Below are 12,343 nucleotides of genomic sequence, written 5' to 3'. Positions count from 1 at the left end.
ACAGACTTTCATCTGCTTTCATTTTCTATTTTTTACAGTTTATTATTTTTATAATTTTTTCATCAATCTTATAGCAAATATTGGATGAGAAACTCAGGCCTTCTAATACGGTTTCCAAACTACTTCTATCAAACCTACCACTAAACTCACCTTTAATTTCGAGCCCTTCTTGTATTTCAAATTTTACATCATACCATTTTTCAAGTTTGTCTACAATAGCATCGAACTTGGCATTTCTAAATATGATGATCTCGTCTTTCCAAGAAATCTCATCTTCTATATTTACTTTTTCTTTTACTACTTTTTGTTTTCCTAAATCATAGATCGCCATTTCATTAGGATACAATACATTCTCAGTATATAAGTCTGTACCTGTTTCTGACTGTTTGTTTTCTACAGAAACTTTACCTTCTGCTACTGCTACTTTAATAAGTTGTTTATCTGGGTAGGCATTTATGTTGAAAGAGGTGCCTAATACGGTTGTGGTTACGGTTCCTGTGTGAATAATAAATGGTTTCTCTGGATTTGGAGTTACATCAAAAAATGCTTCACCTTCCAAAAAGACCTCTCTCTTTTGCTGGTTGTACTGGTTGGTATAGGTAATTGTTGATTGTGAGTTCAGTTTAATACTCGTTCCATCAGGCATTTTTAACGAAAGCTTCTTACCTATCGGAACTTCTTTTTTTATAAATTCTAAGCTAGCTACTACCTCTTTTGCTTCTATGGAATTTGAATAATTAACAATCCATATTCCACCTACTAAAAGTATAAAAGCAATAGCTGCTGCATATTTATAAAATGAGTACTTGGTCTTTTGTTCTGCTTGTTGCAGTTTACTCTTTTTGCCTTTGTAAATATTCTCAAGTACATCGAAGTAAACCGACTCATCTGGAATGTAATTTTCTTTATACGATGTTGATTTAATAACTTCCTTTGCCTGAGTTACAACTACTAATTTATCTGGATTTTGCTTGAGCCATCCTTCCCAAAAATCGGTAGATCCTTCATCTGGATTTATCACCCAATTTACAAAAAACTCATCACCCAAAAAATCTTCTAAATTGTAGTCTTTATATTGCATCAAAAACCTTTCTTATACTCTTCGTAATACAAGAGGGCAAAGTATTAAAAGCATATACAAAAAATTTAATCTTTTTTTGATTTTTTTTTAATGATGTGTTCAAATTAGGAATTAATCCACTTTACAAGCCCTACAAAGCAGATTATAAAAAGCGATATGCTGTATTTTTTTATTTCTTCTCTCAACTTTGCAATTGACCTACTCACTAAAACTCTGGCATGTTCTACTTTAGAAAAATCCATGAGTTCGGCAATTTGCTTGTAAGTCATACCCTCATAGAAATAATAGATAATAATCTCTTTTTGCCTTTTAGAAAGCATATTCATTACCTTACTAAGCTTTTCCTTAGTTTCTTTACTTATTTGAGTATTGATGAGATTTGTTTCGTGGGATAGTGTGATGTCGAAGGCTTTTTCGTACATCCAAGAATCACTGAATAAATCAGTTACATTTTTCTTTTTGTAGTGGAGTATTTTTCTTTTGAGGATTTTATATAGATAGAATTTGATAGATTCAACATCACCCAAATTCTTTCTCTTTTCTCGTAACTCTATAAACAAATCTTGTATAAGATCTTGAATTACATCGGCATCATTTATAAACTGATTACCATAATTGTATAATTGATAAAAGTATTTTTTGTAGATATAATTGAATGCAGCGTCTTCACCTTTTTTAAATGAAGTCCAAATATTAAAGTCGGGTAAATTGTCAAACTTACTCAGATCTCTTTGTTCTGATAAGCTGTTTGTTTGTTCATTAAGACTTTTATTATGCGTTACCCTTAAGCCTGCCATTTATTACCTTACTAAAAAACTAAACTTTAAACCTACAGAAATTATAGCTATTTCGCCAAATATAAACCTAAATTACAGAAAAATAACTATACGAGTTATCAAAAAAGCGAATGTAATTAACATAAATAGCCGTATTTTTTAGTATAAATTGAGATAATTGACAGTATAATACATTCATATACACCAATTATAAAGTACACAATTGGTGTATATAAATATCTAAATACTTATACCATAAATTTCATATAAACTATTCTCCAGGTTTATAAGATTTTATCAACTTTTTCTTGATGGCTTTTTCGGTATAAGCAACTTCTTTCATTTGATTGTTAGCAAACATTTCTGCCTGATCGGTATGATGCCCTGTGTCAGGATTGTTACTTTGCCCATAAGCAAGAATCGAATAAGCTCTTGGTGTATCTGCAAACTCGACCGCTAACTGCCAGCCATCTCCCCCACGGATTTTCATTTTGCCATCTTTGTCTTCATTAAACCATAAAACCCTGAAACAACCTAAACCACCTGGGCCACCGCTTACAGGTAAATCCAAATCGCCAAGTCTTAATCTGTGAACTTCACCCCAACTCACATCCCATGTGCCATACTTTTCATTTAAGGTTTTAAGAGACTTTTCAAAAGCTACTATTGCTTTTTCAGTATTAGCTATGCCAAAAGGAGTTTCCATGGGTTTGTCGAATGACCATGGTATAGCATATAGTTCATCATCTTCCATTGAGTTGGCATAGTGAACAAACCATTCTTCGAATAGCACACCTCCCCTACTATCTGCTTCCACACTATTATTCCAGTTTTCTAAATGAGTAATGGCTTTTTGAGTTTCTTCATTTGGTTGAGAACCATTTAATGCTTTTATCAAATCTTCTTTCAACTGGTCTGCCAAAAGCATTTTCATACTATGCTTGCGAGCAACTACTTCCTCTAAAGTCAACACATCATCATTATGGATTAAAGACAAGCTGTGCTGACTGCGTTGTCTCAATCGAGGTTGCGGGAAATTTGCTGGATAATCTTCTGGTTGTAAAACTTCATTCAAGTTAGTGAAATGGAATGGATCATTCTCATTGTGTAAATAACCTCCTTTGGGATTATGAAGCTGAGGTAATTCATCGAATGGAATATAATTACTCCAAATTTCACTACTCTTTGTAACTTCAATAGCGGCAGTATCTCCACCAGAAATAGTGGATAAAACTGGTGTTGTTGCATTCCAGATATAGAAGATGTTTCCATCGGCATCTGCATAGGTATAATTGGAAGCGGTAATTGCCTGCATGCGCATGGCATTTTTCCACTCTTCTAAATTTTTTGCAAGCATCATTCTGGTAAACTGCTCTCCGCGACGATATTCTCCATCACCTGCTTCTTTCAAAATATAAATCTTTCCTTCATCCCTATGGATTACTGGCCCGAATGGTGTAAATAAAAACTCTCTGGTTTCTGTTGAGATTGCAGCACCATTTATAAATTCGGCAGTCAATAGTTTCTTTTCTAATGGCACAGAAACACCATCGATCATAAAGTGATCGGCTTGAGTTGTATCCGCTTGAAGCGCATAAACTTCTTCTAAATCTGGATGATTGTTAGTAGTTGCCCAACCAAGTCGGTCATTAAAACCACCGATAATGGCAAACAAACCTCCAATACGAAAATCACCATAAAAATTTAGGGTATCTTCAACTGTAATATGAGCTTCGTAATAACCAGCAGACCAAGATAAATGTGGGTTTCTTACTAGAATAGAATTGCCTTTCTTAGTTCGAGAAGGTGCAAAGGCCCAAGCATTTGAACCAGCTTCTGTTAAAGCAATTGAATCTCTAATGGCTTTTTGCTTTTTTAGCAATTTGGCAAAATTAAAACCCGAATAAGAAGTAGAAACACTGGTAGTTGTAGCAGCTACATCAACCCCAGTAAATTGCCAATCTTTATATTGAGGATATTTATCAGGATTCTTTTTTAAATAATAGTTGACTCCTGCGGCAAAACCTTCCAATAAATTTCTGGTTGGATTGCTAAGCTTTCCATAAGTCGCTAAAGTTCTTTGGTAGCCTAATTGTCTGGAAAAATCTCCATCTATAGCTTCGTAACCTTCCACTTTTGCCAAATCTCCTCTTGCAGATATCAGTGGTTTAATCACTCTTTCTCCATAGTCTTCTAACTCACACCAAGCTAAACCAAAAGCTACAGCTTTTAAATTATCGGCTTTAATGTGTGGCACACCGTATTCTGTCCGGCGAATCAATACTTGATCTGCCAATTTTTCGAGCTGTTGTGCAAATAACGAAGTACAATTAAGAATTAATAAAGAAGAAAATACTATTTTGAAAATGCCTTTAGCATTTTTGAATGAGGGGTAATAATTAGCGCGTTTCAATTAAATGTTAGTTTATAATCTACAATCTGTTTTAATAAAAAAACAAATTAGTGCATAGTCGCTAATTATCAAATGAAAGAATCAGACAATTTAACTTTAAGATTTCTTAAACTCTTTTAATGTGTATATAAGTCCGATAGAAAAATTAAGATAACTCAATCTATTTTGAGCATTAAACTCTCCCTCTATATCCAGATCTGAAATGTTATAATTAACCCTAGATTTAGCAAGTTTTGTAAGCCCATAAGCATAGCTACCTTTTACAAAAATATTGAGTGGCTCTAATATAAATGGTGCTTGTAGTGTTATAGCTCCTTCCAAATAGGTCTGAAAATCTTTCACATATAATTCTTGACTAGAAGTACTTATTTGATAAGTTTCAATTTCATCAATGCTTCTCAAATCATCATAGTAAGCATTGTATTCTTTAGATTGATTTACCTTTAAAAATACTACTCCAAGTGATGGACTGATTCTCACCTTATTCTTTTTAATTTTTTTCTTAAACCTCAAAGGAAAAACATCACTTCTAAAAACATTAGAGTAAACACCTAATGCATTGTAGGTTACACCACCATTAGCATAATAGACATAGTCGTAGTTGTAGCTATTTCTTGAATTAATATACCCGGATTCGATTTGCCATTTATCTTTTATATCTACACCCAAGATTAATCCCCATGTACCTGCATAGCTTTTACTTGAAACGACATTACCAATATCAGCATCTTTGGGTAGTACAACAGAGAAACCAACATCTAACCCAGAATAGACTTTTACTTGTGCGCTTGTTGTAAGATAAGATAATACTAAAATCAGAGATGCTACTAAAGCTTTGTTCATGTAAATTGATTGAAAGCTGATGAAACAAAAAATCTATGTAGTGTTCTGATCATATAGTAATTTTTTGATGGTTGAAAAGATTTTAATCGAAAGCTAAATTAATACCAGAAACTCAGCTTCAAAACTTAAAAAAAGAAAAAGTTATATATATAATTAACAACCAGATTTTAATCCATCTTAAAATTTACACCCAACATTAATCCAATATTATTTCTCCACTCATCATATGGGATATGCTTTTGCGTGATTGAAATGAGATTAGCTGAATAAACTGGCCCAAACGACACACTAAGTTTATTGTTGAAATAATAATTCCCAAGAATTTTACCAGTAACTACTGCTGAGGCTTTATCCAATGTTTGTTGTTCGGTTTGAGAAATCACCAGCGATGGATATATTTCGTCGAAGGTATTTCCACTATAATTTAATGTATATAAATAGCCAGCACCTAATGCTACCATTAAATCAAAAGGCTTATTGTTATCAATTAAAAAGTATCCAACTTCGAAAGTTGTGATAAGTGTGTTGTGATGATTGATTTGTTCTTCTCCCTCCCACTCAAATTGCTCTCTAAAAGCAGTATAATTTATATCTAACTTATATTGCATTTTAGACTTTCTAATTGAAACCGCAGTTCCAAATGTTAAATTGATTTCAGGTGTGGTAGCTGCATCAATTTCATCAAAATAGCTTCGCTTTTCACTACAAACAGCAATATAGTCTAAAGAATAAGTGCTTTGAAAAAAAGGTGAAATATAAAAACCAGATTTTTCTATTGTCTCCTTTACAACAGGAACTTCCACATAAACCTCTTTTTTTATAATTACCGGTTTCTTAATGATATAGGCTGTATCGTTACGGTAAAAAATGCTATCTTCTTCCTGAGCTGATGCGATGTTTACCAATAGCAAACCAATAAGTAAAAGAATAATTCTACTGAAAATCATTGCTTTTTTCGGGTTTTCACGGTGTCTGTTACCACAATTGTATCTTGTACAATTACAACTACTGGTTTTTTCTTCTGAATTAAAGAATCTTTATTTTCTTCAGTAATTTTTTGGCTTAGTGAATCCTTATGAATATCAATCACTAGCTTGGTACTATCTACAATCGATACGTCTTCCTCAACTGTTTTAGTACTATCCATAGGTTGAATCAAACCTTCATTCAATATTTCATCTTCTAAAGAATCTTTGTCAGCCTGTTTTTTAGAAATATTAGTTTCAACAGATTCTTTTTCTCTAGCAACTGAGCTCTCCTCTTCCCTATCTGACATCACATTAGCATCATCAGATTTATCCATTTTAACAATTGTATCTAGACTCACAGGAAGTGAATCTGATGGGATCTTATCAGTTGTATCTGGCATAACCGGCTGATTGTTTTCTACAGGTACATTTGGTTCTGAAGTTACAACCCAAACAGTAACAACAGTCGCAACCATTATTACAGCACCCGAAATATACGCGCTTGTTGTTGTCCACCAAGGTTTCACCAAGCTTTCTTTTAATACATTACTGCTCATATCTTCCCAAAAGCCAGCTGGTTTCTCAACAGACTTACTATCAAGTCCATCAAAGAAAATGTCGTCTATATTATCATCCATTTTCATTTAGTTTCTCTTTTTGGGTTGCCAATTCAGTGAGTTTTTCTTTAAGTATTTTACGCGCTCTGGTTAGCCTAGACCTCGACGTTTCTGTCTTGATTGATAAGGTTTTGGCTATCTCTTTATGCGAATACTTTTCGAAACAATACAAGTTAAAAACTACCTTAAAGTTTTCAGGTAATGCTTTTAATGTTTGTAACAACTCATCTTGGGTAAATTGATATTGATTAATATCTTCATCAGATTCTTCTGCAGCTAAATCTGTTTTTTCGTAAACATCTGCACTATCTAAGTTAAATTTCTTTTTTTGTCTTAATGCACCTAAGGCCTCATTTATCATTATTTTTTTTATCCAACCTTCAAAAGAGCCATTAAACTTAAAAGATTTAATAGACTTAAAAACCTTGATAAAACCATTTTGAAGTACATCTTTTGCCTCGTCTTCGTCCGACATGTATCGCATACAAACCAGCAACATAATAGGTCCATACTTTTTAAAAAGTAGGTTATATGCTTGCTGATCATTCTTAATACAGGCTTTAATTAGTTCGTTTTCTTCCATTTAGTTAGAAAGCTCATCAATTAAATTACACCTAGTAGTTATCCCTTTTAATTGGTTCAAATATAGAAATAAAATTATTTGACTAACCAATTAGGTTTATTTCTCCGGTTTGCATAAAAAAATCACAAATAATTAAGCAGAATTATAAATCTCATTTTCAATAAGTTACACTAGTATTTAGCTGTTAAATAAAATTATTTAAAAATTTTTGGGCACGTTTTAATATTTCTGCATCTAACTATTGAAACCGGATAATATATCGGAAATATGGTACCCGCTATGATGATTGTTGACACCGGCAAATAACTCAAATTGAACAAAAAATAAAAAAATGAACCGCCTAGTAGTAAAGTTAGTATTTGCCTTTTTGATTGGAATTTTAAGCTCTTGTGTAAAAGAGTATGATTGTGATGTAATTCCTGTTGATAATAATAATCTGATCGACGATGGATTCACTTCTATCAATAATACGAGTTTAATAACTCAACTTAATTCAGAAACAATTGAAGAATTAACTGTTCAAAATGATGGACTTGAAAAAAACACCTACATTAAATTCAATGATTTTACAAAAGTTGAAGACCATGTAAAATCCGCTTCATTAAAACTATACATTAAGGGTAATTACATTTCGAGTAGCACAGCTTACTCTTTGTTAGTATCAGCGATAAATGAAGACTGGGATGAAAGTACTTTGAGCTATAATAATAATCCATCAACTACGATGTATTCAACCAAAATTTTCACGCTTGATACCTTAACCGATAAAAAGCTCTTTGAAATAGATGTAACTGATTTGCTGAATGATCAATACGAAAATGAATTGAGCCAGTTTGGATTCAATCTAGCATTAAGTATAGAAGGCGAAAATGAAATTGCTGCGGTAACATTCTATTCTTCAGACAATGAAGAAAGTGCCTATTGGCCATCTATAGAAGTAGAGTATGGTGAGGCAGCATCTGCTATTTATCCACAAATTTACTATTCATCTGTTTCAGATTGGGGTGGTGCTTGGTTGGCTTCTAATGAGATTTATAAATTATCTTATTCATCGGATGATCAACAATACTCAAATGAATTAATTACTGAATATCAACATTTTGAAAACTCAGTAGCTTCATTTAGCATAAATGATCTCACCACTGATATTAAACTTTATTTCTATAACACCTATCAAACTGATGATGAATATATTCATATTATAGCTGAAAACTATAGCGATGAAAATACTTCAACAACTTACAGTTCATCAGAAATAAACCAAATTACAGCTATGGATCAATTTGGAGGAATTGCTTACTTAGCAGCAAAATCAACAAATGGATCTGTACATATTTTGAAAGTTGATGTAAAAAATGAAACTAAAGAAATTATCTATGAGAACTCTGTAAGTGGTGAAGAGTTAGAGATTAGTGATTTTAAGATTGAGCAAGGTATGTTATATTGGATAGAAACTGATGAAATCTCAGGCACTTACCGAATTATGGTAGGTACAAGCACTTTCTCTGAAACTTTAAACATCAAAACTTTATATGATAATAGTAATTTCGATACTGGATTTAAGCCAAACAATTTGGCTGTAGATTATTTCGGAAGTACCATGTATTTATCTGACCAGCAAGGTGTATTTTACCAAGCAGATAGAAGTGGTTCAGGTGATATTAACGAAATTACAATCACTAGTGATTACCTAAGTAACATTACAGATTTAGAGGTGTATATGGGTTATCTTTACTGGATGAACTCTTCTGAAGATGAAAATAAAGGAGGTATTTTGAGAGTAAATGCTAGTGGAGGTGACTCTGAACTTTTATTTGATGAAGTAATAAGCGGTTATGGAATAGAAATCGTTGATGAAGACGATTGGTAAAAAAGAACCCCCTCTGGTAGCAAGTTTTCCAGAGGGGGTTTCTTTTATAAATACCTAAGAAAAAGAAATCGAGTATTTAGAATCATAATTCTGAATAATTTCAATTATCCATTGAAAACTTAAATAAATATTGACAAAAACAGAATTTTCATCCTAGTTTTGATGCATTAAAACACATGAGGAATATAAAAATGTGTAGTTACTATTATGAGAAAAAGCACTTTAGTTTTTATTTTTTTACTACTCGCATCACTTACAGGGTGGACTCAAAGTTCAAAAAACAGCGAGCTAAAAGAGGTATTCAAAGATAATTTCCCTATTCCAGATACTCCACCTGAACCTAAAGGTGGATACAAAAAACTTTATAAATACATCAAAAAAACAATTAGATATCCAAATGAAGCTTTGCAAAAAGGGATTGAAGGTAAGGTCTATATCACACTTATTATTAATGAAGATGGAAATGTAGATAAGAGTTCTGTGAGGCCACTCACTGAAGAAGAACTTTCATTATTGACCATTCCGAAACAAGTATATATTCTTAATGGGAAGTGTTTTGAATGTGAAGAAGAACTTGTTCGCGTATTTAGAGGAAGTCCAATTTGGATTGCTGCAAGTAAAAATGGAAGCCCAGTAAAAAGTAGAATGACAATTCCCTTTAATTTTAAATATAACTGATAGATTATTGAACCCTGAAGTTAACTTTCAGGGTAAACTTTTGCATCCTTCAAACTCTCTGGCTTAAATATCTTGGCATCTGCAACGAAAGTACCAAATGGAATTAAAGAGGCTACCAGAGCAAAAAAAGCTACTTTAAATGACCACTTTTTAAGATAGATGTTCTGTATGCAAAGAATTACATAGACGATGAAAAGCCAACCATGCGCCATACCTACATATAAGTTGGGTTCTTTTATGCCTAATCCATATTTAAGTGGCATAGTGATTCCAAATAGTAAATAACTAATACCTTCTAAGATGGCAAATAGACGTAACCTTCCGATAGCTGATTTAAAATTCATGATGTTTATTTTTTGAGGTAAAGTTCAGGATTAAACACTAGTCATCAAAGTTTTTAATGTAACTTAAAATATTCATACAAATTAAATCTGGATAAAAGCGAGCAAATAACCTAAAAAAGCCCCACCTACTATAATGAATGCCCCATTTATCCTTTTGTATTTGAGAGTTACTATTACACTTATTAAACCTATTATTATGGCTCTCCAATCATATATAAAACTTAAGGTCATTTTTAGTGAAACCATAAAAATTAATGCAACAGCAATTATGTTCACATAATTTAAAAATGTCGACATTACTTTTGACTTCCTTAATTTGTGAACCATCGGATTAATGATACCTACAAAAATAAATGAAGGTAAAAATATTCCTAGAGTTGCTAAAATAGCTCCTGAAGGGCCGCCTAATTGCCAACCAATAAATGTAGCAGAAGTAAGTACAGGTCCTGGAGTAAATTGACCTGCAGCAATGGCATCTGTTAATTGCTGTGTAGTTAAAATACCTTTATCTACCAATTCTGCATCTAAAAAAGCAAATAATACATAGCCACTTCCATATAATATTGCTCCAACTTTTAAAAAAGTTAAAAATAATTTCCAATCTAGCCAGTCTGAAACTTGAGTAGCTAGTTGCAAAAAAGTTATAGGTATAAATACAGAAGCCACTTTGTCTTTGCTCATTAAGTTATTAATTAATACACCTAAAAAACTAATTCCGAAGAATATATAGATTTCGTGTATACCGTACCACGATAATAACATAGCAGTAATTCCTGCAACACCAAGTTGCCACGATTTTAAAGCCTTTTGAGTGAGTTTTATTAATAAACCGATAATTAGTGAAATAACTGCTGGTTTAATTCCATAGATAAAAGGTTCTACTGCTGGCAAATGTCCATACTGAAGATATAGATGAGCTAATACTGCAGTAATCATCATTGCTGGAGTAATAAAACATAACCCAGCAATAAAAAGCCCTTTCCATCCCGCTTTATGAAAGCCACAATGCATCACCATTTCTGTAGAATTGGGACCGGGAATGAGGTTTGTAGCACCAATTAAATCAAGAAAATGTTCTTTACTCATCCACTTTCTTTTTTCAATAACTTCTTCTTCAATTAAAGCAATATGTGCTGCTGGGCCACCAAAACCAATTAGACCAATCTTTATAAAAACTTCGGCAATTTCTCTGAGGGAACTTTTAGCCATTTTATGATTTATTTTTGAATATTTTTATCAGATCAAAAACCATCACATGGTTATTAGTCTGTTTACAATTAAGAATATATTTTTCTTTTGATTTTTGGGATGAAAGCTCAATAATGTATTTTGTTCCTGATTCTAAATGTAAAAAACAAACATAAAACAGTTCACCTTCATGTTTTGAGCTCAACATTTCCAAACTTTGATAGTCAAATTCATCAATTTCATTTCTCAAGAAATACTCAGCGGCTTGTACCTCATTTGTAAAACAGGTTCTGCCCCGGTACTTCGGACTGTATATCTTTTTTCCTTTTAGAGATTGATACAATTGAGGAATTTCCTTTAAATCTAAATGGCCATAGTAATGTAAGTATGGAACACTGATTACATTTGGAGCAAAACGGCAACCAGTAATATGAGTACATTGCCAAACATTTTCATCAAGAGCTTCTAAGGATTTGTATAGAGGAATTCCGAATTTTGCACAACATTTATCAACTTTACCATTTGTACAAACCAGATAAAATTCCTTATTGAGTTTGGCACTCTCTAATTCTCCAAAACATTTTGTAAAATCCATATGTAGTAACTCATCATAATCTTTTATTAGAAAATGATTCACAAATGGAGATACAGCTCGGTTATTAACTGCATAAATATTAATCTTCCCCTTTTCACTTTTTTTATGCTTGATTAGTATTATACGAGAGAAAATCTGATCATCTATACATTGCTGCAGATACTTTTTTACATCGTTTGGTAAATCATTGTTTTTTATGGGTTGTTCTGTCCAAGGTTTATTGTACTCTATCAAGAGCAATCGCTCAATAACTGGGGCAGTTGCTAGAACACCTTCAAATGAGGAAGCAAATGATAAAGAACAAAAATCAACATTCATAAGCCTGTTCTTATTAATATTCGAAATTTTTGCTTTCATTGCAATTAAAGCAATAAATTGGACTTTTAA

General features: G+C 32.4%; 12 protein-coding genes. 2 read left to right on the top strand and 10 right to left on the bottom strand.

Translation table 11 applies throughout. The features are described 5' to 3' along the window. Nucleotides 1–25: 25 nt before the first annotated feature. From OQ292_RS20800 to OQ292_RS20770, 7 genes are all read right to left on the bottom strand, one after another. Nucleotides 26–1,081, bottom strand: coding sequence for a FecR family protein (locus OQ292_RS20800; RefSeq protein ID WP_284686356.1), 1,056 nt, complete (start codon nt 1,079–1,081; stop codon nt 26–28). 104 nt (nt 1,082–1,185) lie between these two features. After that, entirely contained in the window at nt 1,186–1,878 is a 693-nt protein-coding gene (locus tag OQ292_RS20795; protein WP_284686355.1) for an RNA polymerase sigma factor, read from the bottom strand. A 250-nt stretch (nt 1,879–2,128) separates the two neighbouring features. Beyond that, nucleotides 2,129–4,270 carry a penicillin acylase family protein gene (locus tag OQ292_RS20790; protein ID WP_284686354.1) on the bottom strand — a complete coding sequence of 714 codons (2,142 nt, stop codon included), beginning with the start codon at nt 4,268–4,270 and terminating at the stop codon, nt 2,129–2,131. Between the two features lie 96 nt (nt 4,271–4,366). Continuing rightward, complete coding sequence (locus OQ292_RS20785; protein WP_284686353.1) at nt 4,367–5,113, bottom strand: hypothetical protein; 747 nt, start codon at nt 5,111–5,113, stop codon at nt 4,367–4,369. Between the two features lie 167 nt (nt 5,114–5,280). Continuing rightward, nucleotides 5,281–6,060: a hypothetical protein gene (locus OQ292_RS20780; protein ID WP_284686352.1), complete on the bottom strand. Its 780-nt coding sequence runs from the start codon at nt 6,058–6,060 to the stop codon at nt 5,281–5,283. After that, nucleotides 6,057–6,719 (bottom strand): hypothetical protein, encoded by a 663-nt coding sequence (locus OQ292_RS20775; RefSeq protein ID WP_284686351.1) that lies wholly within the window; start codon nt 6,717–6,719, stop codon nt 6,057–6,059. The genes OQ292_RS20780 and OQ292_RS20775 overlap by 4 nt, the downstream gene beginning before the upstream one ends. Then, nucleotides 6,712–7,281: an RNA polymerase sigma factor gene (locus OQ292_RS20770; protein WP_284686350.1), complete on the bottom strand. Its 570-nt coding sequence runs from the start codon at nt 7,279–7,281 to the stop codon at nt 6,712–6,714. Before OQ292_RS20770 ends, OQ292_RS20775 begins: the two co-directional genes overlap by 8 nt. Nucleotides 7,282–7,612: 331 nt before the next feature. Between OQ292_RS20770 and OQ292_RS20765 the strand changes: the two genes are divergently transcribed. Both OQ292_RS20765 and OQ292_RS20760 read left to right on the top strand, forming a co-directional pair. Beyond that, the gene (locus OQ292_RS20765; RefSeq protein ID WP_284686349.1) at nt 7,613–9,151 is read left to right on the top strand and encodes a DNRLRE domain-containing protein; all 1,539 of its coding nucleotides are present in this window, start codon (nt 7,613–7,615) and stop codon (nt 9,149–9,151) included. Nucleotides 9,152–9,358: 207 nt separating this feature from the next. Continuing rightward, nucleotides 9,359–9,829 (top strand): energy transducer TonB, encoded by a 471-nt coding sequence (locus OQ292_RS20760; RefSeq protein WP_284686348.1) that lies wholly within the window; start codon nt 9,359–9,361, stop codon nt 9,827–9,829. A 20-nt stretch (nt 9,830–9,849) separates the two neighbouring features. On the opposite strand, the gene OQ292_RS20755 is transcribed toward OQ292_RS20760, so the two are convergent. From OQ292_RS20755 to OQ292_RS20745, 3 genes are all read right to left on the bottom strand, one after another. Continuing rightward, nucleotides 9,850–10,173, bottom strand: coding sequence for a DUF3817 domain-containing protein (locus OQ292_RS20755; RefSeq protein WP_284686347.1), 324 nt, complete (start codon nt 10,171–10,173; stop codon nt 9,850–9,852). A gap of 81 nt (nt 10,174–10,254) precedes the next feature. Then, entirely contained in the window at nt 10,255–11,382 is a 1,128-nt protein-coding gene (gene chrA / locus OQ292_RS20750) for a chromate efflux transporter (RefSeq protein WP_284686346.1), read from the bottom strand. 1 nt (nt 11,383) lies between these two features. After that, complete coding sequence (locus OQ292_RS20745) at nt 11,384–12,313, bottom strand: sucrase ferredoxin (protein ID WP_284686345.1); 930 nt, start codon at nt 12,311–12,313, stop codon at nt 11,384–11,386. Nucleotides 12,314–12,343 lie beyond the last annotated feature (30 nt).

Source organism: Chondrinema litorale, assembly GCF_026250525.1.
GTDB lineage: Bacteria > Bacteroidota > Bacteroidia > Cytophagales > Flammeovirgaceae > Chondrinema > Chondrinema litorale.
The sequence above is the reverse complement of the archived record's forward strand: the minus strand, read 5'-3'. Positions and strand labels throughout refer to the sequence as shown.

What these genes read in the sequence shown, in the direction of transcription:
- OQ292_RS20775 (WP_284686351.1), bottom strand. Translation starts at nt 6,719, where the DNA reads ATGGATGATAATATAGACGACATTTTCTTTGATGGACTTGATAGTAAG.
- chrA (WP_284686346.1), bottom strand. Translation starts at nt 11,382, where the DNA reads ATGGCTAAAAGTTCCCTCAGAGAAATTGCCGAAGTTTTTATAAAGATT.
- OQ292_RS20780 (WP_284686352.1), bottom strand. Translation starts at nt 6,060, where the DNA reads ATGATTTTCAGTAGAATTATTCTTTTACTTATTGGTTTGCTATTGGTA.
- OQ292_RS20765 (WP_284686349.1), top strand. Translation starts at nt 7,613, where the DNA reads ATGAACCGCCTAGTAGTAAAGTTAGTATTTGCCTTTTTGATTGGAATT.
- OQ292_RS20745 (WP_284686345.1), bottom strand. Translation starts at nt 12,313, where the DNA reads ATGAAAGCAAAAATTTCGAATATTAATAAGAACAGGCTTATGAATGTT.
- OQ292_RS20770 (WP_284686350.1), bottom strand. Translation starts at nt 7,281, where the DNA reads ATGGAAGAAAACGAACTAATTAAAGCCTGTATTAAGAATGATCAGCAA.
- OQ292_RS20760 (WP_284686348.1), top strand. Translation starts at nt 9,359, where the DNA reads ATGAGAAAAAGCACTTTAGTTTTTATTTTTTTACTACTCGCATCACTT.
- OQ292_RS20755 (WP_284686347.1), bottom strand. Translation starts at nt 10,173, where the DNA reads ATGAATTTTAAATCAGCTATCGGAAGGTTACGTCTATTTGCCATCTTA.
- OQ292_RS20795 (WP_284686355.1), bottom strand. Translation starts at nt 1,878, where the DNA reads ATGGCAGGCTTAAGGGTAACGCATAATAAAAGTCTTAATGAACAAACA.
- OQ292_RS20800 (WP_284686356.1), bottom strand. Translation starts at nt 1,081, where the DNA reads ATGCAATATAAAGACTACAATTTAGAAGATTTTTTGGGTGATGAGTTT.
- OQ292_RS20785 (WP_284686353.1), bottom strand. Translation starts at nt 5,113, where the DNA reads ATGAACAAAGCTTTAGTAGCATCTCTGATTTTAGTATTATCTTATCTT.